The following is a 24,694-nucleotide window of genomic DNA, read 5'->3' as shown; positions in this document are numbered from 1 at the left end:
GAAGTCCCTGCGACTTCGTGGATTTGCATTACACTTCCAGCGTAAAAGCGGTTCTGGGGCTTCCGGACCAGATTCGGTGAACACCCGGTGAACACTCCCCCAACAAATAAAAAAGCCGCCCTGTGCGCATGCACAGGACGGCCTATTCCAAATTCATCGCTCCAACCCGGCATGTGCCGGATGCCTGCGGCGGGGCCGGCGACTCTTGCTGAGGAGCGTGCTGCCGGCGTAGCGAAGCCGCGCCATGCAGGCACCTCGACGAAGCGAGAGTCGCCGGCCCCGCCGCAGGCATCCGGCGCGTGCCGTACCGCTCACCCGAAGCGGCCCGAAACGTACCGCTCGGCTTCCTCGTTCTGCGGGTTGTTGAACATCGTCGACGTATCGGCGAAGTATTCCAAATGCCCGGGCTGCCCCACGGCCTTGAGGTTGAAGAAGGCCGTATAGTCCGCGATGCGGGCGGCCTGCTGCATGTTGTGCGTGACGATGACGATCGTGTAGTCCTGCTTGAGCTCCTCAATGAGATCTTCAACGGCGAGCGTGGAGATCGGGTCGAGTGCCGAGCATGGCTCGTCCATGAGCAGCACCTGTGGGTGCACGGCCACCGCTCGCGCGATGCACAGGCGCTGCTGTTGGCCGCCGGAGAGCCCGATGCCGGGGTTGTCGAGACGGTCCTTGACCTCGTTCCACAGATTCGCGCCACGCAACGCCCACTCCACCAGGTCGTCGGCATCCGACTTCGAGATCTTGCGGTTGTTGAGCGACACCCCCGCGAGCACGTTCTGCCGGATCGACATGGTGGGGAACGGATTCGGCCGCTGGAACACCATACCCACATCACGGCGAACAGCCACCGGATCCACATCCTTCGCATAGAGGTTCTTGCCCTCGAGCAGCACCTCGCCGGTCACATGCGCACCCGGTGTGATCTCATGCATGCGGTCGAGCGTGCGCAGCACCGTCGACTTGCCGCAGCCGGATGGTCCGATGAACGCGGTCACCTTGTTCGCGGCGATGTGCAGATTGACATCCTCGACTGCGAGGAAACTGCCATAGTAGATGTTGAGATGCCGAATGTCGATTTGCTGTCCCATTCGTTCTTTCCTTAGCTGTCGTGAATTGTGGTTAATGCTACTTCTTCTTCGGCGCGAACACCTTCGCGACGATCCTGCCGATCAGATTGAGAATGAGCACGATGATGATGAGCACGAGCGCGGCCGACCACGCGCGCTCCATCGGTATGGCGGTGACGCAGCCGCTGCCGGCGTCGGCCGGGCAGTTCGCATGGTACTTCGAATACTCCTGGTAGACATACACCGGCAACGTGGTCATTTCACCCGAGAACAGATTCGCGTTCGTCGAGACGATGTAGCCGGCGGTCATGAGCAGCGGTGCCGTCTCGCCGATCACACGCGCGATGGCGAGAATGGAGCCCGACACGATGCCGGAGAGGGCGGTGCGCAGCACCACTTTCGTGATCGTGCGCTGCTTGGTCACTCCGAGCGCCAGCGACGCCTCCCGCAGGTCGTTGGGGACGATCTTGAGCATCTCCTCCGTCGTCTTCACCACGGTCGGGATCATGAGCAGCGACAACGCCACCGAGCCTTCGAAACCGTTGAGCGTACCGGGGCCGACGAGAATCGCGAACATGGAGTAGGCGAACAGGCCTGCGACAATCGACGGGATGCCGCTCATCACGTCGACGAGCAGGTGAATCGTGCGCGCGAGCTTGGATTTGCCCGCATATTCGATCAGGTAGACCGCGCACATCACACCGATCGGGATCGAGATGACCATGGCGCCGAGCGTGATCTCGAGCGTGCCGATGACCGCGTGCAGAATGCCACCATAGCCGCCCGAGGGCGTCTGATTGCCACCGATCACGTTCGTCATGTTGTGGCTGAGGAAATCCCAGTTGAGTCTGCGTGCGCCACGCACCAACGTCGTCCAGAGCACGGAGACAAGCGGTATCAGCGCGACGATGAACGCGAGGATGATGAGCACGCGCATCACCATGTCCTTGCGTTTGCGCGCGGCGGTGTACGAACGCGTCGGCTTGAATTTGTCGAAGTCGATCACCGGTGCCGCATCGGCGTGCGGCGTGGACTGCGGTTCACTCATCATTTGCTCGCTTTCTCGGTGATGCGGCGTGCCAGCAGATTCACGAGGAACGTGATCACGAACAGCACGAGACCTGTGCCGATGAGCACGGAGACGCCGATGCTATCGGCCTCGGGGTATTGCGCGGCGATGTTCGCGGCGATTGTCTGGTTCTGCGACGCCTGCAGCAGTCTGAACGAGTATTTGAGGCCCGGCGACAGGATCATGAGCACGGCCATCGTCTCGCCAAGCGCACGACCAAGGCCGAGCATGGACGCCGAGATGATGCCCGAACGTGCAAACGGCAGCACCGACATCTTGATCATCTCCCACTTGGTGGCGCCAAGGCCGAGGGCAGCCTCTTCGAGCAGTTTCGGGGTCTGCAGGAAGATGTCACGGGTGATCGAGGTGATGATCGGCAGGATCATGATGGCGAGTACGAGGGCCACGGTCGCCACGGTGCGCGGCGGATTCGCTGCGGGACCGGCGAAAATAGGGATCCATCCGAGATGCTCGGCTATCCAGTTCCAGAACGGGTAGATTGCCGGGACGAGCACAAGGCCGCCCCACAAACCGTAGATGACCGACGGAATCGCGGCGAGGATGTCGACGATGTAGCTGAGCACGGCCGCAAGGCGCTTGGGCGCATAGTGCGAGATGAACAGTGCGATGCCTATGGAGACGAAGAAGGCGATGACGAGTGCGAGCGCCGCCACGAGCACGGTGCCGAACAGCAACGGCCCCACGTAACCCCAGAATCCCGTCGCCTTGCCGCCGGTGAAGTTCGCGATGACCTCGCTGTTCGTCCGCTGGTCTCCGCCGATGAGCGGCCATGCGCGGAACAGCAGGAACAGCGCGACTGCGGCGAGCACGACGAGGATGAGTATGCCGCATGCGTAGGCGATGCCGCGGAAGATGCGGTCGGCTTTCTCGCCGTTGACCGGTTTCGTCAGCGACGAGTCTGCGGCTGGTTGTGCGGGTGGTTTCGATGCCGATGACATATGCTCACTTCACTTCCATGGCGTCTATGGATTCACGCACGTATTTGGCGATGTTGGCGGGCAATGGCGCGGATCCGGTGGCGTTCATCGCCTGGCGCTGCCCTTCCTCGCTGGTGATGTAGTCGAGCCACGACTTGGCGAATCGTGCCGTGTTCTCGTTGCGGTATGCGGGGCATGCGATGTCGTATGAGACCAGCACGATCGGGTAGGCGCCCGTCACGCGGGTCGTATGGTTGATGTCGAGCACCACACGGTGTTTGCCAGGAACGGATTTGTCGAGTGTGGAGTCGGCGACTGCCTTCGAGGCGGCCTCGGCCGAGATCACGGTAGGGGTGTCGCCCACCTGCACCGCGACGGTTCCCATGCCTCCCGCCTGGGAGAAGTCCGCATAGCCGATGGTGCCGTTCGCCTGGTCGATGGTGCTAATCACACCCGAGGTGCCTTTGGCGCCTTGCCCGACGTCGTTGGGCCAGTTCTCCGAAAGCTCGTACGGCCAATCGGCCGGCGCGGCCGCCTTGATGTATTCGAGGAAATTGAGCGTGGTGCCCGATTTGTCGGAGCGATGCACGACGGTGATCGGCAGATCGGGAAGGCTGAGTCCGGGGTTCTGCGCCGTGAGCGCGGCATCGTTCCACCGTGTGATTCTGCCGTCGAACACCTTCGCGATGGTGGCCGCATCCATGTTGATGTGTTTGCCGGCATCGGAGACGCCCTGCAGATTGAACACGATGGCGAGCGGCGAGATGTACACCGGCACGTCGAACGCGCTTTCGCCGGCGCATACCGATGTCGACTCCTCGACCTGTTTGGCATCCAGTGGCTTGTCAGAGGCGGCCCATACGGTCGCCCCGGTGAGGAAGGTGGCCACGCCGGCACCTGAGCCGGACGGATTGTAGGAGATTCGCGCATCCGGATTCGTCTTCTGGTAGCCGGCCACCCATGCCTCGACCGCCGTTTGCTGCGAGGAGGCCCCTGCTCCTGCGAAACTGCCTGAGATCGACGAGGCGTTGGCGACCGGGCGATTCGCCGGATCGGTGTTGTCTCCGCACGCCGTGGTCGTGGCAATGAACGCCATGCCGCACAGTGCCGCGAGCACGCGCCGTGCAAGATTGCTACGCATGTGGTTTCCTTTGGTCACGATGCCATTGTATCCGACCAATTCAGTGTAGAGGAGGGTGGGGAGTCGTATTGAAGCGAACGGTGAATTTAGCGTGAACGTTCGTCGCAGATTCTGTACCCGAGACCGCGCACCGTCGTCAGCAGTGCCGGATTCGACGGATTGGCCTCGATTTTCGCCCGGATGCGCTTGACATGAACGTCGAGCGTTTTCGTGTCACCCACGTAATCGCTGCCCCAGACGCGGCCGATCAGCTGCTGTCTGGTAAGCACGCGGCCCTTGTTGCGCATCAGGTATTCGAGCACTTCGAATTCCTTGAGCGGGAACTGGGTCAGTTCACCGTGAATGCGCACTTCGTGCGAGGCCACCGACATCTCGATGGGCCCGCAGGTAAGCGTCTCATCGTTCCCTCCGGGAGCTCCAGACGCCCGTGGCTCTAGACTGCGACGCAACACCGCATGGATCCTGGCGAGCAGTTCGCGGAAGGAGTACGGCTTGGTCACATAGTCGTCGGCACCGATTTCGAGCCCTACGATCACATCATTCTCGGTTGATTTTGCCGTCACCATGATGATCGGCACACGGCGCAGCTCGCGCATGCGCCTGCAGAGTGTGGTGCCTGAGACGCCGGGCAGCATGAGGTCGAGCAGCACGAGGTCGAACTCCATCTCCTCATACAGCGCCCACGCCTCCTCCCCTGTGGCGGCTCCATGGGCCTCGTACCCCTCACGGATGAGCTGGTAGAGCAATGGGTCGAGGTAGGAAGGTTCGTCTTCCACCACGAGAATGCGCGTCATCTATCGGTCTCCTTGCCTGTTCCGTCCGGATCGCCCTCGGCATCCGCATCCCGATTGCATGGGGCGTCATCGTCTCGCATCGCCAACGGCAACATCACCGTGAATGTGGACCCCTCCCCTGGTTTCGACCATACCTCGAGTTTGCCCTGATTGGCCAGAATGTGATGGTTGGCTATTGACAGACCAAGCCCGGTGCCGCCCGTCAGCCGCGAGCGCGCCGGGTCCACCCGGTAGAACCGTTCGAAAATGCGGCCCTGCAGTTGCCGGGGTATGCCGATGCCGTGATCGACGACGCGAATGCGGGCCTGGTCTTCTCCGCGGGAGACCTCGACGGTGACCTCGGCATGTTCGGGTGAGTAGTTGATCGCATTCTCCACGAGGTTCTTGAGCGCGATATGCACCGCCGCCGCATCGACCGTCACCGGCAGCGGATGATCCTCGCCGGCGTCATCGCGCATGCGCACCATGGTATGGCGTGCCCCTGCGGTGACCTCGGTGTCGCAGATCGCCTGCCGTACGAGTTCCCGCGCATCCACCGTGCGTCGCGTCGTGGCCCGATCGCCGTGCATGCGGCCGAGTTCGATGAGTCTGCGCACGAGGCCGTCGAGCCGTTTCGCCTCGACACCGATTCTCGCGGCGAAATGGCGGATCATGTCGACGTCGTCGCCAGCATCGTCAATCGTCTCGGCCAGCAGCATGATCGCGCCGACCGGCGTTTTGAGCTCATGCGACACATTGGTCACGAAATCACGCCGTACGCGGTCCACGCTGCGTCGGTACCCGGTGTCGGCACAGACCACCGTCACCCGATCGTCGGCCGTGCACTGCGCGGTCACGGCCACATGCAGCCGCTGCGAATCTCGGGCGAGTTCGAGCTCCCGTTCCACCGCCGCGTCGGATTGCGCCGCCTCCTGCACGAGATCGCGAATGCCGGCGTCCACGATCAGACCGTCCACGCTCAGGCCACGTTCAATGGCCGCCTCATTCGCGACGAGCACATTGGCGCTGGAATCGGTGACGATGACGGCCTCCTCGAGCATCGCAAGCATGCGGCGTTCGCCATCCACGGCATCGGCATCGGCATGCCCGGCGAACAACGCGGCCTCACTGGGCTCCCGCTCGCGCTCCCGGTTGCGACCGGCACGGTAGGCGATGGCACAGCCCACAACCATGAGCAGCACGCCCATGGCAATCGCCATGGCAATCTCACCTGGTGTCATGACGCCCTTCCATCGCGAACCGGTGCCCCATTCACATCCCGCGCAGAATCCGCACAGCGAGACGGGCCGCCGTATCGGCGTATTCGGAGATGTCGAAGTCTTTGAACTCCTCATAGTCGGTGTCTGCAGAGTCACTCATGGCGCGGATGACGAGCGCTGGCACGTCGTTGCGCGCAGCCACATGGGCAACGGCCGCGCCTTCCATCTCGACGGCGTCCGCATGCGTCTGTTCGATGACCTGGCTCACCTTCTGCGGCGTGTCGACAAAGTAGTTGCCGGAGGCGATGGTGCCCTGGATGTGATTGATGCCCATCTCGTCAAGCGCGCCCTCGGCGATCTGAAGCAGTGCCGGGTCGGAATGGAACTCGCTGGTGCCCGGCTTCCACTGGCCCACCAGGCGCATGTCGGTGTCCAGGTAGCGCAGCGTCTTGCCGAGCACAATGTCGTTGATATGCAGGCTCTTGTTGAGGTTGCCGGCGATGCCGGAGAAGATCACGGCCTCGGGATGCACCAGGTCAATGAGGAACTGCGTGGTGGCGGCCGCGTTCACCAAACCCATGCCACCCACGGTCACTGCAACGTCGAGTTCCTCCCCCGCATCGGTCGTCAGCGTGCCCCGGGCGACACTGAGGCTCGCACGCTCGGTCACGGTCACGTTGTCAAGCGAGTCCGCGATGTGTGCGGCCTCCTCGTCGAGGGCGGAAATGATGGCGACGGTCTGCATGGTTCTCCTTCGCTGCAAGCGCATACGGCAATCGATATCACCTGAATATACTCCGCGGTTGGAACGCGGGCGGCTGCGTCAGCGGTTCCAGCGGCGGGTGCGCGCGGCATCGGCGAGCGTGTGCAGCAGCTCGTCGGTGACCGGCCAGCTCAGGCACTTGTCGGTGATCGACTGGCCATAGGTGAGTTCGGCGAGCGGTGCCGGCGCCTGATTGCCTCCCACGATGAAACTCTCCATCATCACACCGCTGATGCCCCGCTCCCCGCCTGCGATGCGTTCGGCAATCTCGCGCACCACCTGCGCCTGCCGCACGTCGTCCTTGCCGGAGTTGCCATGCGAGCAGTCGATGACGAGCCCATGCGAGGCGGCCGCCTCGTCGCCCATCTTATCGCGAATGGAGGCGAGCGCCTGTGCCACCGATTCGGCGTCGTAGTTCGGGCCGGAGCTCGAACCGCGCAGCACCACATGGCAGTCCGGATTGCCGAGGGTCTCGACGGCGCAGGCTCGACCGCGGTGGTCGATGCCGAAGAATGTGTGCTGGTCCTCGGCTGCAATGCAGCTGTTGACGGCGGCTTTCACCGAGCCGTCGGTCGCGTTCTTGAAACCAATCGGCATGCTCATGCCGCTGGCCAGCTGGCGGTGCACCTGGCTTTCCGTGTTGCGCGCGCCTATGGCTCCCCAGCTGACCGCGTCGGCGATATACTGCGGACTGGTCGGTTCGAGGAACTCGGTGGCCGTGGCCACGCCCGCGCCAAGCACATCGAGCAGGGTACGTCGGGCGAGCAGCAGCCCTTTCTGAATGTTGTGCGAGCCATCGATGTCAGGATCGTTGATCAGGCCCTTCCACCCCACCGTGGTGCGCGGTTTCTCGAAGTACACGCGCATGACGATGAGCAGATCCTCCCCGAGTTCATCCTTGAGCGTGCGCAGACGGTGCGCATAGTCGAGCGCGGCCTTCGGGTCGTGCACCGAGCACGGGCCCACGATCACCAGCAGACGGTCGTCCTGGCCGTACAGGCAGGCGCGCACCTCGTCTCGCGAATAGGCGACGATGTCTTGCATCTGCCGGGTGAGCGGCAGTTCCGCGAGCACCTGCGCCGGTGTGGGCAACGGGTCGAGTTCGAGCACGCGTCGGTTGATGATGCGGTCCACGCCGGCCATGTCTTCCCATCTGGGCACATTCTCGAGCGCCACCAGCGGATTCTTGCCTGCGGCGATGGCGTGCTGCACCTGACGCATCTGCTCATGCGTGTAGGTGAGGCCGTTCCCTTGCACTATGGCGTCCTTCTGCTCCTTGGACATCGGCTCGTACGGATTCTCGCTCATGTTCCTCCTCACTGTGCCACAATATAGCAAATCCGCGGGGAATGCGCGGGCGTGCCGAATGGCGGCGCGCGCTCATACGCAGAACGCGTTGAGGAACATCTGCAAATACGCCTGCATGCCGAGTTGGTTGGGGTGAATGCCGTCGTCGTACAGGTAGTCGTCGCGCCCCTGTGACGTGCCCGACCAGTCGATGATGCCCACATTCGGGTTTCGTTCCGCCATGCCGATGAACGTGGCGTTGTTGCCGGGCACCCAGTCGACCGGCGCGCGCGTCGTCGCGAAATACAGCGGTCTGCCGCCCGCGAGGTCAATCACCTGCTGCGCCATCTGCTCGCTCACCGGACCGTTCGTGCCGAGTGCGAACACGATGACCTGCGGATCCATGCCGCGTGCGAGATCGTCACACAGGATCTGCACGCCTTGGTCGAATTGGCGACTCACCGCACCGTCGATCGTCGCGTTCGGGAAATGCTCACGAAGCGTGTCGGAAACCCCTTCGGTCACCGAGTCGCCGATCATGAGCACCTTCGCCTGGCAGACCATTGCCTTGCGGTCGCACGCCCAACGCTGCGGCTCCAGATTCGCCGGCACCTTGAGCGCCTTGACCACCGGCGGCGCCACTTTGGGCTTGGCCTGCGCATTCGGATTGCCGCTCGAGTCCTTGTGGTCTTTACCGTTCTCCTTACTGGTTTCAGATTCGCGCTTCTGCTGCTGCGCGAGCCGTTCACGCGCCTGCTCGGCGGTCAGCGCGAGCTCGGGACGCGCCTTGACGGAGCGCGCGTGCGCAATGGCGCGCCAGTCGAGCGGCAGGGCCATGACGAAGGTCATGACGACGCCAACGATCGTCAGAATCCATGCGCCGGTGCGCAATCTGCCCGCACCCACGGAGGTGATGCGGCGGCGCATCCACGGCAGCCACGGGGTGCCCGTCAGCGCTTCGACAATCTGGTAGAACGCCTCGCCTGCCATAAGAATCACTAGGAACTGCCCTATCCACTCATACCAGGGTATGCCGGTGGTGCGCGTGGCCGGGTTCATCACCTCGAGCAGCGGGTAGTGCACCAAATAGAGCGAGAACGAACGCGAACCCAAGTAGCGCAACGCCTTCACACCGAGTATGCGGCCAACCCGTGCATCCTGCATGCTCGCATACAGCAGCACGGCACTCACCACCGCGAAGAACAGGAAACCGCCGTGGTACATCCATGCGGCACGAGCATCCACCAGCAGGAATCCGAGCGCCAATGCCAGAGCGCAGATGTCCGCTGCCACAACGCCCAGATCGCCACGCCGCAGCACCGCGTGATATCGACCAATCTGTCTGTCGAACACGATTCGCCCGTCGGCTGCACGCCGTTCCTGATCACTGCGCGAGGCGCTGTCGTGCACGAGCACGGCGAGCAGCACGCCCACGAGAATCTCGGCGGCACGGGTGTCGAGTCCGTAATACAGACGCGAGGTGTCGGCCCCTGGCCGGTATAGCATCATCATCTCGAGCGTGCCGGCGGCGATGAGCGCGCCCAGCACGCCGACGCGCACCCAGTGCCTGCGGCAGTGCAGGAACAGCGGAATGAATAGGAGCGGCCACAGCAGGTAGAACTGCATGATCAGGCTCGTATACCACAGGTGCGTGAGCGGCGAGGGCAAGCCGGCCGCATCGAAATACGAGAGCTTGCGGAAAATGAACGACCAGTTGCTATAGAACAGTGCGCTCGGCACGGCATCGCCGCGCATCTTCAGAATAAGCGGCGGCGCGCAGGCATAGACGAGCACGGCGGTCAGACCGATCGTCGAGAGCACCGCCGGCCACAGCCGCTTCACGCGTCTGCGCAGGTAGTCGAACAGCAGGAAGCGATGGCCGTCCACCGCGTTCATGAGCGAACGGGTGATGAAGAAGCCGGAGACGACAAGGAATAACGTGACGCCCAGAAAACCGCCTTTGAGCAGCATCGGGCGTGCATGGTAGGCAATGATCGCCACAATGGCGATTGCACGCAGGCCGTCCACGCCGTTGAAATGGCGCGCCCGCGCAACGCCGCGTGGAACATCGCGTGAAACTTTTGTTCCGGCGTCCACTGGAAGATCAGGCGCGTTCGAAGCCTCCCCCTCCACCGCACGCGGCGCCCGGGGAGTGTGATCATGCTGTGCCGCCCGGTCGATCGCACCGGCCGGCGTAGAGCCCTTACGAGCAAAGAACCTACGCATATTCCCTCATATGACACGAGTCCGATTCCCCACCCCACGCGCGGGCATGCCTCACGCGCGATGTGAATGGAAACTGTCACATATACTACCGTGCGGCACGACGCGCATTCACGGCCTGGGCGAGCTTACGCAACACCTCTTCGCTACGAGCCCACGGCACACAGGAGTCCGTAATCGACTGTCCGTATTCGAGTTGCGCCAACGGCGCCGGCGCCTGATGACCGCCCTTGAGGAAGGATTCCATCATGATGCCCAATATTCCACGTTCGCCACCGGCGATGCGTTCGGCTATGTTCTCGACGACGGCCGCCTCGACCACCTCGTTCTTGCCGCAGTTGCCATGGGCGGCATCGATAATGAGCCCATGCTCGCTGGGGCCTTCCGCCTTCGATTCATGCAGGTCGCGCAATGCCGCGGCCACCGACTCGGCATCGTAGTTCGGCCCGTGGTTGGAACCGCGCAGCACCAGATGACAGTCCGGGTTGCCCTTCGTCTCGGCGGCGATCACATGGCCATCGAGGTTGATGGAAAGGAAATGATGTTCGAATGCCGCCGTGTAGCAGGAGTCGGCGGCGGGTTTGACCGAGCCGTCGGTCGCGTTCTTGAAGCCGATCGGCATGCTCAGGCCGCTGGCCAGTTCACGATGCACCTGGCTTTCGGTGTTGCGGGCGCCGATTGCACCCCAGCTCACCAAGTCGCACAGGTACTGCGGGGTGATCGGGTCGAGCCATTCCGTGGCCGCAGGCAGCCCCATACCCACCACATCGCGCAGCACCTTGCGGGCGAGCCACATGCCTTTGCGAATATCGAACTCGCCGTCGATGTCGGGATCGTTGATCAGGCCCTTCCAGCCAATGGTGGTACGGGGTTTCTGGAAGTACACGCGCATGACGATGAGCAGATCGCGTTTGAGCTCATCGGCGAGCTCGGCCAATCTGGTGGCGTATTCATGTGCGGCCTTCGGGTCGTGGATCGAACAGGGCCCCACAATGGCAAGCATGCGGTCGTCACGGCCATGCAGAATGTCGCGGATCTGCGCGCGCTGCTCGAGCACCTGCTTGCCCATCTGCTCGGTGAGCGGCAGCTCCTTGATGAAATAGCGTGGCGCGGGAATCGGATCGAGCTGACGAATGTTCACATCGACGGTCTCGGGCACCACCGCATTGGCGTCAAGCACCGAATCCTGTGAGCTGTCGGGCCCTCGCATCGCAGCCATCGCTACCTCTTTCCTCTTCCTTCCAATTCCGGCGAATAACTGTCCTTATATTAGGCGTTTGCCCAACACCGTGCAAAGCGATGTTGCAGAATGGACACATGGGGGGCAAGAAGCGGTTCATGGGTGGAACGGCTTCGAGAGGGACCGGGCGGGGCGGGAGACGCTCGTCACTAGATCGCAAGCGCCCTTGACGTTCCTCACACCTCCCGCCCCGCCATCGGTCCCTCTCGGCATTGCCACGCCATCAATGCATCCGTTTCCTCCCCGGGGAAGCTCGGGACAACAACGTTTCAGTCGGGATGCCATGTGAGCGAAGCGAACGGCATGCCCCCGCGCGCTGCCCGTTTGGTTGAGGAACGTCAAGGGCGCTTGCGATCCAGTGACGAGGCCAAACGGGCAGCGCGCGGGGGCATGCCTGAACCTTTCAGGTCAAGTCCCGCTGCCGAGCAGCGACGGAAGAAAGGAGAACCTAGGCGAGGGCGCCCATCGGATCCCAGGCCGGCAGCATCTGGGCCGGCTCGTCGAGGGCCTTGAGGTACTCGTCGGGCAGCAGCGCCTTGGGCACGGCCACCTCGAACACGTACTGGTCGAACCAGTCGTCGCCCATCGTGAAGTAGCCCTTGTCGGCGATCTTCGTGCCCCACGAGTTCTCCACGCGCCAACGGCGGGTGGTCTTGTTGTCATCGGCCACGTCAACGCCCACGAAGGCCATTGCATGGTTCATCGCGGAGTCGGCGAAGCGCACGCGCTCCTCCTTGTCCATCGTGAAGTCGTAGTCATACACCTTGCCGTACTCGAACAGGTCGGTGGCCCAGGCGCCGTCCTCACGGTCCATCATCGGATGGCAGTCGGCTCCGAACCACACCGGAATGCCCTGCTCCACCAGTACATCGCGCGCGCAGTCCTTCATGAACTGGATCGGCACGTTGAGGTATTCGGTCGGGTCACCTCCGGCCACATTGTTGAGGTGCTCGATGCCGATCTTCTTGCCCTTGGCGTGCTCGTGGCGCGGATCGTCGACGAGGCAGACGTAGCTCTCCAGATCGGCGTCGCCCACATAGCGGTTCCAGAACTCGACCGGCGTGATCTCACCCACGCGGTGGAACTCGCCGTCCTTGTCGGTCCACTCCCAGTCGAAGCTCTTCGGCGGCTCGCCCAAGTGGATGGTGAGAATGCGGTGGCCGGCCTTCGTGGCCTGGAGAATGATCTCGTCGATGTGCTCCGGGCTCTTCTCCATCTGGGAGACGGCGGTGTGCAGCATGCGGCGCAGCTGCGTGTCGAGTTCGCCGGTGTTCTTCGACGATTCGGTCTCCGGGTACAGGTCCTTCGGCACAGCGCCGTACTTCTTGTACACGTTCATGGCCATGGTCCACTGGCCGCCGTCGCCCATCACATCGTGCAGCATGTGCTGGAACAGACGCGAGTCGGTCGGCTCGCCCTCGCGGATCAGGTTCGCGATGTCCTGCAGGAAGTAGTTGACGCGCTCGAGCTTGTCGAAGTACATCGCATAGTTCTGCGAGAACTCGAATTCCTTGATGTTCATGGTCTTCTTGGCCACATAGCGCGCCACGTTGAGCGAGCTGAACAGCCAGCAGCGGCCCGAGCGGTCCTGATGGGTGGCCTCGCCGTTGTCGAGCGACGTGGAGAAACGACGCTGCAGCAGGCGGGCACGGTCGTAGTTGCGCGCCACCTTGTTGATTCCTGCCGCGGTCACGGCGTTCATGGCCATCACATTGGACTTGCTGCCTTCGAATTCGCTGGTGAGATCATCGAGATCATGGCTGCTCAGTGGGCTGATCTTGTCGCTCATATGCTCCTCTGTTCCACTCGTCTGCTTCGTATGCTTGTGATTGTTCTTCTTGCCTGATACCGGCTGTCTGCCACTGTACTCGCATATGAGAAAAGTCGCGCAGAGTGAATGCCGGAATACTCCGGCCGCTCTGCGCGACTATGCAATCGGATGATGATGTGCCCGTTTGGTTTTCGCGGGTCACTGCTCGTTGTTCGGCGCCACCGGCATGTTGTCGCTCGAATCGAACAGCGAATCCGCGTCGCCGGTCACATGGGTGTCGTCACTGATCGGTTCGTCGCCGTCAATGGCCTCCATCACCTCGGCGGCCGACGCAGCGGGAGCCTCCGGTGCCTCCGGGGACGGCGTGTTCGGATCCGCTGGAATGTCCACCGCCGGAACCTGCGCCTCATCGTTCGCGCCGGCGTTGTCGTCGTCCGCCGCGTTCACCTGTGCTGCGTGATCGTGGAGGGCCGGGGCGACCGGCACCGTGACGTGCGACATCGGGTGCGAGGCCTCATGCTGAGCCGAATCGGAGGGATTGATGAGCATGGTGTTCGCCAGATCGCTGCGAACGCTGCCGTTGTCGGCCGGGGCCTGCGGAGTGTCCGAAGAGTCGTTGTCGCCAGCGACGGTGTTGACCACCGACATCGTGTCGGTCGAATGCTTGTCGATGCCGAAGCCGAAGCCTGCAAAGGCGTTGGCGAACATGGAGCGCAGTTCGGAGACGCGCTGCGTGATGTCTGCCTCACGGGTCTGCAGTTCGCCGATGCGCTTACGGAGCCCATCGAGCTCGGATTGCGCCGCCTTGCGACGGTCCTCGATCTGCTTGGAGGCCTCCTCGCCGGCCTTGCGCACGATCTCACGGGCCTCGGTGTCGGCCGACTCGCGCTTCTCGGCGGCGTAGGCGTCGGCCTCCTCGCGGGCCTGCTTGGCCTGCCCGATCTCCTTCTCGGCCTCCTCCTTGGCGCTCTTGCGGCTTTCCTCAAGGCTCTGCAGCAGTTCCTGCACCTTCTTGGTCGCCTCATCCTGCTGGGCGGCGATGTCGGCGCGAATCTGCTCCACCTCCGCATTCACCTGGCTCATCGTCTGCGTGCGGTTCACCTCGGCGGCATCGGTGATCTCCTGCGCATGCGCCTTGGCGGCATCGGTGATCTCGCCGGCCTTGCGCTGCGCCTCGGTCATGAGTTTCGACACCTGCTCGCGCACATCGGCCAGTTTCTTGTTGGCGTCGGCGAGCGCGGTCTCGATCTGGTCGTTCGTCTCGCTCTTGAGTCGCGCCATCTCCTCGTTCGCGCTTTTGCGCTGCTCGGAGATCGTCTTGGCGGTCTGTGCGCTCAGATCCGCGATCTCACGCTCCTGCTGGGCACGTTCGGAGGCGAGGCGCTTCTTGTGCTCCTCGCGCGAGTTCGTCAGCTCGAGGTCGAGCGCCTGACGCTGGTCGCTCACCGTCTTCGCAGTGGAGGCGCGCAGCTGCTCGGCTTCCTGACGGGCGTTCGTCACGATGGTGTTCGCCTCGCTCTGCGCGTTCTTGAGAATGGTGTCGGCCTTCGCCTGCGCGTCGTCGACCAGGTGCTGGGCGTCGAGTTTGGCGTTGTTCACGAGCGTCTGGGATTGCGACTGCGCTTCCGTGCGCGCGGAGGCCGCGTCCTTCTTGGCACGTTCGAGTAGTTCGGTGCTCGTCTGCTCGGCGGAGGCGAGCATCTGCTGGGCGTTGGCGCCCAGCGAGGCGAACGAGTTGTCGGTGTTCGCCTTGCGGTTCTTCTCCTCCTGCAGTTGCGCCTGCAGCTGCAGCACCGTGTCGTCGCCTGCCTTCACCTGTTCGCGCAGACGGTCGATGCTGTTCTGTGCCGCCAGCATCGCCTCGTCCACGCGCTCCTTGTCATAGCCGCGCAGAACTACCGGGAAACGATCCACCATGTTCAAACCTTTCCGATTGCCGAATGCAAACGCATATATAACTGCACTTTAATGCGTCGGCCCGCGGAAAACGCGCAGACGTCCGCAAAAATCACATTGAGCGTATGTTTTGCAGGTTACCCGCATGCCTGCGGCAATCTGCAGACGAGACGGCGACTATGCAATGAGCGTGTTCACGCCGATCGGTTTGACATAGTAGCGTGCGGTCTCGCGGATCACGTCGCGGCCGGCGCGAATCTGCTGGTCGAGCGTGAGCCCATGCTGCGAGTGTTCGCGCTCGTCCACGGGCGGCAGATTGACGAAGCCGCTCAGCGTGCGACCCTGGCGCGATGCCCAGTCCTGCAGCTTGTAGAACAGCGCGTTGCACACGAAGGTGCCGGCGTTCGAGCTGAGCGATGCCGGAATCTCGTCTGCGGCGAACGAACCGAGTATGGCATTCAACGGCAACCCGGTCCAGTATGCCGCGGGGCCGGCCGCATTGATCACATGGTGGCTCGGCACCTTGTTGTCGGCGTCCGGCCTGCTCGTGTCTTTGACGTTGATGGCGCAGCGTTCCAACAGAATGCCACGGGACGCCCCCTTCAAACCGGTCGCCACGACGATCTGCGGGCGGTGCTCCTCGAGCGCGGCCTCGAGAATCGGCCACGCCTTGGAGAAACTGACCGGCATGTGCACGGCGTGCACGGTGATGGCGACGTCCTTGAGGTCGTCGTCACCGTCCATTGCGCCGCCCATGCCCTGTTCGGCAAGGGCGTCCGGTATGATCAGCGCCGGATTCGCCGTCACATCCTCATACGGGTCGAAGCCCGACATCACCACCGAAAGTTCCTGCATGTCACTCGCCTTCGACGCCGAATGCCTTGCCGAACATGGCATGCAGCTGCTCCTTGGCGGCGCGCTGCCGTTCGTTCTGCGGTTCGTGCGGGGCGCCGGCAAGCGCATTCGCCAGCGCGCGGGCAAGCGGCATGTCGTCCTGCGTGGTCACCTTCATGTTGCGCGGCGATCCGCCGACGATCGCAACCGGCTGGTCGGGCAGATAGTCGACGACCACGCGGGTGTCGTCGGTGGGCTGGAAATCCGGGTCGCCGGCCGCCTTCGCATAGGCGTCGCGGATTGTGCCGAAGCGGAAGGCCTGCGGGGTCTGCGCGCGGAACGAATGGCGGCGTTCGGGCACCGACTGGATCACCTCGCGGTCACCCAGGTCTTGTGTGAGCAAAATCGTGTCGGTGGAGGGGCAGGCCACGGTGGCCGCCGTGAACTCGTCGAGCGCGTCGATGCAGCCGTCAATCTCCTGACGGGAGACGAACGGGCGCACGGCGTCGTGGATGAGAATCTTGGCATCCTGCGGAATGCCGGCGTCGGCGAGCGTGGTGAGCGCGGCCTCGGTGGAATCGCTGCGTTCGGCGCCTCCGGTGATGATCGCGCGCACCTTGTCGTATGAGGCATCGTCAATGAGCTGCTCGACGGCCTCACGCACGGTGTTGTTCACCACGACGACGATGTCGTCCACATGTTCGTCGTTCTCGAATGCCTCGATGCTCCATGCGACGATCGGCTTGCCGTTCAATGCCACCAGCTGTTTCGGATTTGCAGGGTCGAAACGGACGCCCGAGCCGGCGGCGAGCACGACGGCGACCACGGGGACCTTGGTTTGCTGAGTCATGTTGTATCCAATCTGTGTATGAACGTTCAGGAACGCACAATGAGCGCCAGCATGCGGCCCTCATGCCTCTTGTGGGCGAGTTCGGCGCGGCGATGCGAGAACCACAGCGGGTTCTCCAGCGTGCACATGCTGTGGCGAATGCCCTTGATGCGCTCCTCAAGCGCCGGATCTCCCTCGTTGTCCTCACGGCACAGCTCCTCGAGCTCGGCGTCCTGCGACAGGTACTGCGTGGCGGCATTGACGCGCGGCTGCGAGGAGAAGATGTGGTCGTCCTTGATCCCGGCCTGGTGCAACTCCATCAGCGCCGCCTTGTTGAGGTCGATGCCGGGGCCGCCGAAGCGGGTCAGCGTGAAGGTGCCCGGAAACTGCGCGTCGAATTCGTCGGCGATCTGGTCGCCCACCTCGTAGCAATCTCCGCAGATGGCCGGGCCGAGCGTGGCGACGATGTTCTCCTTGGAGGCACCTTTCTTCACCATCATGTCGACGGTGGCGGCGATCACATTGCGCTGCAGGCCCTTGCGCCCACAGTGTGCGGCGGCGATGACCCCGGCCTGCGGGTCGGCGAGCAGCACCGGCAGGCAGTCCGCGGCGAACACACCAATGGCGATGTCCTTGCGGCAGGTCACCTGGGCATCGCCTTCGATCACCTGCACTTCGGCGTTCTCGGACTCAACGTCGTCCACCACCGGCTCGCCCGCACGCTTCGCCTTGGCCTGGGCCTCGGTATGGGAACCGGAGGCGTCGAAACCAAACGGCTTGTTCTCGGTATAGACCTCGTCGATGTCCACCGACTTGCCCGAATGCACCTGGTCGATGAGCGAGAGCTTCACATGGAGTTCGTCGGCAAGCGCCTCGCGGTTGCGCTCCACGGCAACGGGGTCGTCGCCGGACTTGCCTCCAAGATTGAAGTGCGCCCATTCCTCGGCGCTCACGCCTCCCAGACGGGTGGTGTAGATGACAGTGATGCCGGGCGAGAGCACCACCGGAATCGTCACTGGAATCGGGTTGCCCTCGTCGTCGGTGGGTTCGATGGCCGAGCTGTCGAGAATGGCATCGTCATAGGTCTTGCCGTCGGCGTCCTTCACCCCTTCGCGTGCGGCCTTGTCTTCCTGCTCCACGGTCTTCTGCCCATGCGCCTGCACCGCCTTGAGCAGGTCATCGAGATTGATCTGCATCGGCTTGGGTGCCGCGTTCGCGTTCTGTTCATCCGTATGCTGTTCTTGTTCACTCATACGTCACACAATAGCCGCCAACACCAACCGCACAAGCGCCTTCAGCTCTGGTCTAAGCATCCTGGGCCCCTTTGCACACATCCTGTCGCGTCTTCCTGTGGCCACTTTGCGTAGTTCGGCTTGAAAATGCCGTTGAGGCACGTTCCTCACCGGCTGAATCGTGCCCACCTGCACGAAATGACCGACCGACGAGCCGGACCGAAGGCATCTTCGACAATCCTGCCCCACCCATTGGCCTCTTTCCGCATTGCAACGCAAATGGCCAATAGGCAGCGTTTCCGTCGGCCAATCTGCGCCCAATGCACACAATGGCCAACGAGCAGCGCTCACTCCGCCTTGAGTGTCGGCTTCTTCGTGCGCGAGCGCAACGCGGCGTTCACCGGAACCTCCACGTCCAACGGCAACGAGAACACATGGGCCGGATTGTTCACCATCGGCACCTCGTTGCCGTCGGCGTCGCGTATGCCGCCGTCCGGCACGACGTACTCGAGCGGCGCGCGCCCGGGCAGCAGGAACTCGACGAGCTGGCCCGGTTCCACCTTGTTGCGGCTCATGATCGTCACGCGACCGCCCTCCTCGGGGCTCCACGAGAGCACCTCGCCCACCACGAGCCAATCGCGGAAGTATGCGCTGCGATCGGTGTTCTGCGTCACCTTCTGCTCCGGGTAGTAGAAGCCGGTGCTGTAATCGCGGTGCGCCACCTTGTACGGCTCCTCCATGAGCCATTGCGGCAACTCCACATGCGGTGCCGGTCGCACGGGTGCATGCCGCCACCCGTCGTCGGACTCCTCCACGAGCTGCCCCTGGCGCTTGAGACCGGTTCTGCGCGCCTGGCGGTTCGAGATCTCGCCGGTCTCGCCTTCGTCGTTCGCGCTGTCCCAGTTCGGCATGCCGCCGAACGCGGCGTCGGCATTGAGCATGATCGTGTCGCGTGCGGAATCTGCAAACTCCTCCTCACCGGCGCGCACCACACGGTCATGGAACGGCTTGAGCTCGTTGCCCGCTTCGTCTTCGAATCCGCGCTGCACCATGTATTCGTTCACCGCGGTCTTGTACGCGTTCGTCATCGCAGCCACATAGTACGCGGACTTCGAGCGCCCTTCGATCTTCAGCGACGTCGCCCCCGAATCGATCAGATCGTCGAGATGCGCCATCATGTTCATGTCCTGCGAATTGAACAGATACGTGCCTTGCGAGGTCTCCTCCACCGGGAACACCTGCCCGGGCCGCTTCTCCTCGACGAGCGAGTATTTCCAACGGCACGGCTGTGCGCATTCGCCATGATTGCCGTCGCGGCCGGTCAGGTAGTTCGAGATGAGGCAGCGCCCCGAGAACGCCATGCACATCGACCCGTGCACGAACGTCTCGATGTCGAGGTCGTCGGGAATGTTCGCGCGAATGTCGCGCACCGCCTGCAAATCCATCTCGCGTGCGAGCACCACGCGACGCGCACCGAGGTCATACAAGGCGTTCGCCGCCAGGTAATTCGTCACACCGGCCTGCGTGCTCACATGCAGTTCGAGTTCGGGCGCGATCCTATGCGCGAGCATCATGACGCCGATGTCGGTGACAATCAGCGCATCCACGCCGGTGGTGCGCAGATCTTCGATGTACCGTTCTATCGCCGTGATCTCGTTGTTGCGCGGCAGAATGTTGAGCGTGACATAGACGCGCGCGCCGCGCTCATGTGCATACGCGGCACCCTCGCGGAAGTCGTCGAGGCTCAGATTGCGCGGCGCCGAACGCATGCCGAACGACTTGCCGCCGCAATACACGGCGTCGGCGCCGTAATCGACGGCGGTCTTCAACCCGCGCAGATTGCCTGCCGGCGCGAGCACCTCTGGTTTGCTACGACGTTTCATGCCACCACACTTCGCTTGGGTTCACGGGAATGCAGACCACATGGGATATGCAGACCACACAGTATAGCGGGCGGCACAGCCACGCCCCGTCTCTGGGAACAATCCGTATGCCGTGCCGTCTCCAGACCGTTCCGCGACCCATTTCACGGAAGCCTCCGAGCAACGGACCTCCGAAGGGCCCCGCTGTGACCCACTTCACGGAACCTTCCTAACAACCGACCGCAAAGAGGGGCATCTGCGACACAGTTCACGGTAGCTTCCGCATGATTGACCATGTTCAGAGCACCCGGCGGCACGTTATACGGAAGCTTCCGTGAGATCTACCGTTCCCAGACCACTCCACGACACATTTTACGGAGCCTTCCGAGAAATAGACCGCAAAGAGGGGCATCTGCGGCACATCACACGGATGTTTCCGCGAAACGAACCACAACGAGACAGCAAAACAGCACGCCACACGGAAACTCCGCGCAACGTGCCGCATGACCTATGCCGAACCTATGCCGGGCGCCCGGACTCAGCCGAGCTTGGCGAGCTCCTCCGGCGTGAGTTCGAGATCGCCGGCCTTGAGCGAGTCGAGGATCGTGGCGGGGCGGTGCGCACCCGGAATCACGAACACGTGGCTTCCCTTGGCGAGCTCCCATGCGAGCACGACCTGCTGGTAGCTCACGCCATGCGCTTCGGCCACCCCGCGGAACGGGTCGAACTTCGACTCGTCCTTCGGCTTGCGGAAGCCGCCGAGCGGGCTCCAGCACACGAAGCTCAGCCCCACCTTGCCGCAGTAGTCGAGTGTGTCGGCTGTCTCGGTGTAGATCGGTGAGAACTGGTTCTGCACGGCGATCAGCGAGTCGCCGAGGATCTCGCGCGCAATGTCGATCTGCTCGATGGACGCATTCGAAATGCCGATCTCGCGCGCGATGCCCATGGAGCGAATCTCCTTCATCGCCTCGCATGACTCGCCGTACGGGATCTTCGGGTCGGGGCGGTGGAAGTACAGCAGGTCGATCGTGTCGACACCGAGTTCGAATGCGCTCTGCTTGGCGCGCTTGATCAGGTTCTCCGGGCTGCCGTCCACATCCCAGGTGGGTTTACCGTCGGTGAAGTTGCGAAAGTGCCCCACCTTGGTGGCCACCAGCACTTCGTCACGTGGACCGTCCCAGCTGGAGAGCGCCTCGCGCACGAGCTTCTCGCCGGTCTGCTCCTCGCCTCCGGAGCAGTAGTACGCCCATGCCGTGTCAATCTGGCGGCAACCCGCGTCGAGTGCGGCGTGGATGGTCTCCACACCCATCTTTGGCCCCAGATTGTTCTCGATCGTCAGCGGCATCTCGCCCAAGCCTATGGCCGTGGTGTCGAACGGGCCCAGATTCCTATGCAATACCATGCTGCTCCCTATCTGCTACCGGTGTTTCCTTACATGTTATGCGCGCGCGGGAACAGACTGTACCTCGCCTCCGACACACCCGGGCATGCTGGCGGCGAACATGACGGCGTGCCGTGTGGGAAATATCACACTCCCGGCAGCCGCGCGTCCACACCCCGCGCGCAACACGCGTTGAAACACGCACGCAGCGGGCGCTTTGTGGCGCTCCTCACACCTTGAAACACTAGATGTAGTGCTTCACTGCAAACTCAAACACAAGGTATTGTTTTTGGCAGACGTACCCACCCATGCACAGCGGAAGGAACCGAATGCACATCACCATCTATTCGAAACCGAACTGCCCGCAGTGTGCGGCCACCAAACGCGCGTTCGACAGACTCGGCGCCCCCTACACCGTCGTCGACATCACCACCGACCCGATCGCGCTCGCCACACTGCAGGAAGCCGGTTTCCGTCAGGCGCCGGTCGTGTGCGTGGACTCGGACTTCTGGACCGGCTACCGCCCCGACAGGATTCGCGATGTCGCACGCAGACTGCAGACCGTCCCCTCTGCGAGCGGCGTGCTCGCATGAGCGCCGTCGTCTACTTCTCGTCGGCGTCGCGCAACACCGAACGGTTCGTCGAACACTGCGATTTCCCCTCGTGCGGCGTCAACGTGTTCCGCATACCGCTGCAGCCCAATGCGGCACCGCTCAACGTGCGCGAACCGTACATCATCATCGTGCCCACCTATGGCGGCGGCGATGCGCGCAAAGCGGTGCCTCCGCAAGTCAAGCGCTTCCTCAACGACCCCGCGAACCGCGAGTGGATCCGCGGGGTGATCGCCTCCGGCAACACGAACTTCGGCGAGGCCTACGCGGCCGCCGGCCCCATCATCTCCCGCAAATGCCATGTGCCGCTCATGTACCGCTTCGAACTCATGGGCATTCAGGAAGACGTCCATGCCGTGCGCGAGGGCGTCCGCCGCTTCTTCATTCAATCCCCCACCGACCGAAAGACCCTGCAATGACCGCAGACTACCATTCCCTCAATGCCATGCTGAATCTCTACGACGAGGACGGCAACATCCAGTTCGACAAGAACCACGAGGCCGTGGATGCCTTCCTCGCCGAACACGTGGCCCCGCGCATGATCCGTTTCGAAAGCACCCGCGAACGCCTGCGCTATCTGGTGGACCACCACTACTACGAATACGACGTGTTCAGCAAATACTCCCCCGAGTTCCTCGACGTGTTCTATGCGCATGCCGACGCATTGCCGTACCGTTTCGAGACGTTCCTGGGCGCGTTCAAGTTCTACCGCTCCTACGCGTTGAAGACCTTCGACGGCGAGCATTACCTGGAGGACTTCCCGCAGCGCGCAGCTGCCGTCTCGCTCGCGCTGGCCGACGGCGACGAGCCGATGGCCATGCGCACGCTGGACGAGATCGTGCTCGGCCGGCTCCAGCCGGCCACGCCCACGTTTCTCAACCTCGGCAAAGCACAGCGCGGCGAGCCGGTCAGCTGCTTTCTGGTCCGCATTGAAGACAATATGGAGTCGATCTCACGCGGCATCAACGCGGCGCTCCAGCTGAGCAAACGCGGCGGCGGCGTGGCATTGCTGCTGAGCAATCTGCGGGAGGAGGGCGCGCCGATCAAGCACATCGAGAACCAGTCGAGCGGAGTCGTCCCCGTGATGAAACTGCTCGAGGACTCGTTCAGCTATGCGAACCAGCTCGGCGCTCGCCAAGGTGCCGGCGCGGTGTATCTGCACGCGCATCACCCCGACATCCTGAAGTTCCTCGACACGAAACGCGAGAATGCGGACGAGAAGATCCGCATCAAATCGCTCGCGCTCGGCGTGGTGATCCCCGACATCACGTTCGAGTTGGCGAAGCGCCGCGAGAAGATGGCATTGTTCAGCCCGTACGACGTGGAGCGCGTGTATGGCGTGCCGTTCGCGGATGTCAACGTCACTGCAAAATACGAGGAGATGCTTGCAGACGACCGCATTCGCAAGACGTTCATCGACGCACGCGAGTTCTTCACCACGCTCGCCGAGATCCAATTCGAATCCGGCTACCCGTACCTGCTGTTCGAAGACACGGCGAATGCGGCGAATCCGATTGATGGGCGCATCACGATGAGCAATCTGTGCTCGGAGATTCTGCAGGTGCAGGAACCGAGCACCTACAACGAGGACCTGAGCTATGCGCATGTCGGCCGCGACGTGAGCTGCAATCTCGGTTCGCTCAACATTGCGCGCGCGATGGACGCCGGGCTAGCCGGTCCGGTGGAGACGGCGATTCGCGCGCTCACCGCGGTCTCGCAGCACACGCGTATCGGCGCAGTGCCGTCGATCGCCCGCGCGAACGAGGAGGGGCATGCCATCGGGCTTGGTCAGATGAATCTGCACGGCTTCCTTGCCCGCGAAGGCATACGGTACGGTTCTGCGGAGGCGCTCGATTTCACGAACATGTATTTTGAGACGGTCGCATTCCACGCCTACCGCGCCTCGCATGCCCTCGCCGTCGAGAACGGCCACGCGTTCGCGCGCTTCGCCGACTCCGCGTACGCCAGGCAGCCCGGCGACGGCAATTACTTCGACAAGTATCTCGACGGCTCCCTCGACACCGAACCGCGTACCGAGACCGTGCGCGCACTGTTCGAACGCTTCGGTGTGCAGATTCCCACCGCACGCGACTGGCGCGAACTGCAGGGCGAGATTCTGCGCGACGGCATCTACAATCAGTATCTGCAGGCGGTGCCGCCCACCGGATCGATCTCGTACATCAACCACGCCACGAGTTCGATCCACCCGATTGCCTCGAAGATCGAGATTCGCAAGGAAGGCAAGATCGGCCGCATGTATTACCCGGCGCCGTACATGACGAACGACAACCTCGACCTGTACGACGACGCCTACGAAATCGGCTGGAAAGCGATCGTCGACACCTACGCCGAGGCCACGCCGCATGTGGACCAGGGGCTCTCGCTCACACTGTTCTTCCCCGACACGGTGACGACGCGCGACCTGAACAAAGCACAGATCTACGCGTGGCGCAGGGGAATCAAGACGCTCTATTACATACGCATCCGCCAGCGGGCGCTCGAAGGCACCGAAGTCGCCGGCTGCGTCAGCTGCATGCTCTGACGGGCACGCATT

Annotated in this window: 20 protein-coding genes; 3 read left to right on the top strand and 17 right to left on the bottom strand. The window is 62.9% G+C overall.

The annotated features are described in order from the left end of the window. Positions 1-311: 311 nt before the first annotated feature. From pstB to BANAN_RS01705, 17 genes are all read right to left on the bottom strand, one after another. A complete protein-coding gene (gene pstB, locus BANAN_RS01785; RefSeq protein WP_014697266.1) occupies positions 312-1,091 on the bottom strand; it encodes a phosphate ABC transporter ATP-binding protein PstB in 780 nt (259 codons plus the stop codon). Positions 1,092-1,128: 37 nt separating this feature from the next. Beyond that, positions 1,129-2,121 (bottom strand): phosphate ABC transporter permease PstA, encoded by a 993-nt coding sequence (pstA, locus tag BANAN_RS01780; protein ID WP_014697265.1) that lies wholly within the window; start codon positions 2,119-2,121, stop codon positions 1,129-1,131. After that, a complete protein-coding gene (gene pstC, locus BANAN_RS01775; RefSeq protein ID WP_014697264.1) occupies positions 2,118-3,098 on the bottom strand; it encodes a phosphate ABC transporter permease subunit PstC in 981 nt (326 codons plus the stop codon). Before pstC ends, pstA begins: the two co-directional genes overlap by 4 nt. A 4-nt stretch (positions 3,099-3,102) precedes the next feature. After that, positions 3,103-4,218 (bottom strand): phosphate ABC transporter substrate-binding protein PstS, encoded by a 1,116-nt coding sequence (locus BANAN_RS01770; protein ID WP_014697263.1) that lies wholly within the window; start codon positions 4,216-4,218, stop codon positions 3,103-3,105. Between the two features lie 86 nt (positions 4,219-4,304). Beyond that, positions 4,305-5,012: a response regulator transcription factor gene (locus BANAN_RS01765; RefSeq protein ID WP_014697262.1), complete on the bottom strand. Its 708-nt coding sequence runs from the start codon at positions 5,010-5,012 to the stop codon at positions 4,305-4,307. Further along, positions 5,009-6,232: a sensor histidine kinase gene (locus tag BANAN_RS01760; protein WP_014697261.1), complete on the bottom strand. Its 1,224-nt coding sequence runs from the start codon at positions 6,230-6,232 to the stop codon at positions 5,009-5,011. The genes BANAN_RS01765 and BANAN_RS01760 overlap by 4 nt, the downstream gene beginning before the upstream one ends. A 31-nt stretch (positions 6,233-6,263) precedes the next feature. After that, positions 6,264-6,956 carry a 5'-methylthioadenosine/S-adenosylhomocysteine nucleosidase gene (gene mtnN / locus BANAN_RS01755; RefSeq protein ID WP_014697260.1) on the bottom strand — a complete coding sequence of 231 codons (693 nt, stop codon included), beginning with the start codon at positions 6,954-6,956 and terminating at the stop codon, positions 6,264-6,266. A gap of 78 nt (positions 6,957-7,034) precedes the next feature. Then, positions 7,035-8,282 carry a 3-deoxy-7-phosphoheptulonate synthase gene (locus BANAN_RS01750; protein ID WP_014697259.1) on the bottom strand — a complete coding sequence of 416 codons (1,248 nt, stop codon included), beginning with the start codon at positions 8,280-8,282 and terminating at the stop codon, positions 7,035-7,037. A 72-nt stretch (positions 8,283-8,354) separates the two neighbouring features. Then, a complete protein-coding gene (locus BANAN_RS01745) occupies positions 8,355-10,358 on the bottom strand; it encodes an acyltransferase family protein (RefSeq protein ID WP_014697258.1) in 2,004 nt (667 codons plus the stop codon). Positions 10,359-10,572: 214 nt separating this feature from the next. Continuing rightward, entirely contained in the window at positions 10,573-11,703 is a 1,131-nt protein-coding gene (locus BANAN_RS01740) for a 3-deoxy-7-phosphoheptulonate synthase (protein ID WP_014697257.1), read from the bottom strand. 469 nt (positions 11,704-12,172) lie between these two features. Continuing rightward, complete coding sequence (locus tag BANAN_RS01735) at positions 12,173-13,513, bottom strand: C1 family peptidase (RefSeq protein ID WP_004268489.1); 1,341 nt, start codon at positions 13,511-13,513, stop codon at positions 12,173-12,175. A gap of 180 nt (positions 13,514-13,693) precedes the next feature. Further along, the gene (locus tag BANAN_RS01730; protein ID WP_014697256.1) at positions 13,694-15,412 is read right to left on the bottom strand and encodes a cell division protein; all 1,719 of its coding nucleotides are present in this window, start codon (positions 15,410-15,412) and stop codon (positions 13,694-13,696) included. Between the two features lie 156 nt (positions 15,413-15,568). Continuing rightward, complete coding sequence (locus BANAN_RS01725; protein WP_041776943.1) at positions 15,569-16,246, bottom strand: pyroglutamyl-peptidase I; 678 nt, start codon at positions 16,244-16,246, stop codon at positions 15,569-15,571. A 1-nt stretch (position 16,247) separates the two neighbouring features. Continuing rightward, positions 16,248-17,075 carry an IspD/TarI family cytidylyltransferase gene (locus BANAN_RS01720; RefSeq protein ID WP_014697254.1) on the bottom strand — a complete coding sequence of 276 codons (828 nt, stop codon included), beginning with the start codon at positions 17,073-17,075 and terminating at the stop codon, positions 16,248-16,250. A 26-nt stretch (positions 17,076-17,101) separates the two neighbouring features. Beyond that, positions 17,102-18,307, bottom strand: coding sequence for a purine nucleoside phosphorylase YfiH/LACC1 family protein (locus BANAN_RS01715; protein ID WP_014697253.1), 1,206 nt, complete (start codon positions 18,305-18,307; stop codon positions 17,102-17,104). A 326-nt stretch (positions 18,308-18,633) separates the two neighbouring features. Continuing rightward, on the bottom strand, positions 18,634-20,169 hold the full coding sequence (locus tag BANAN_RS01710) for a peptidase U32 family protein (protein WP_014697252.1): 1,536 nt from the start codon (positions 20,167-20,169) through the stop codon (positions 18,634-18,636). 517 nt (positions 20,170-20,686) lie between these two features. Then, the gene (locus BANAN_RS01705) at positions 20,687-21,550 is read right to left on the bottom strand and encodes an aldo/keto reductase (RefSeq protein ID WP_014697251.1); all 864 of its coding nucleotides are present in this window, start codon (positions 21,548-21,550) and stop codon (positions 20,687-20,689) included. A gap of 308 nt (positions 21,551-21,858) precedes the next feature. On the opposite strand from BANAN_RS01705, the gene BANAN_RS01700 reads away from it, so the two are divergent. The 3 genes from BANAN_RS01700 to nrdE are packed head-to-tail and all read left to right on the top strand — an operon-like array spanning position 21,859 to position 24,682. Beyond that, the gene (locus tag BANAN_RS01700; RefSeq protein ID WP_014697250.1) at positions 21,859-22,122 is read left to right on the top strand and encodes a glutaredoxin domain-containing protein; all 264 of its coding nucleotides are present in this window, start codon (positions 21,859-21,861) and stop codon (positions 22,120-22,122) included. Beyond that, positions 22,119-22,559 (top strand): class Ib ribonucleoside-diphosphate reductase assembly flavoprotein NrdI, encoded by a 441-nt coding sequence (nrdI, locus tag BANAN_RS01695; RefSeq protein ID WP_014697249.1) that lies wholly within the window; start codon positions 22,119-22,121, stop codon positions 22,557-22,559. The genes BANAN_RS01700 and nrdI overlap by 4 nt, the downstream gene beginning before the upstream one ends. After that, complete coding sequence (nrdE, locus tag BANAN_RS01690; protein ID WP_080571620.1) at positions 22,556-24,682, top strand: class 1b ribonucleoside-diphosphate reductase subunit alpha; 2,127 nt, start codon at positions 22,556-22,558, stop codon at positions 24,680-24,682. Before nrdI ends, nrdE begins: the two co-directional genes overlap by 4 nt. Positions 24,683-24,694: the final 12 nt, after the last annotated feature.

Source organism: Bifidobacterium animalis subsp. animalis ATCC 25527 (assembly GCF_000260715.1).
GTDB classification, from domain to species: domain Bacteria; phylum Actinomycetota; class Actinomycetes; order Actinomycetales; family Bifidobacteriaceae; genus Bifidobacterium; species Bifidobacterium animalis.
The sequence above is the reverse complement of the archived record's forward strand: the minus strand, read 5'-3'. Positions and strand labels throughout refer to the sequence as shown.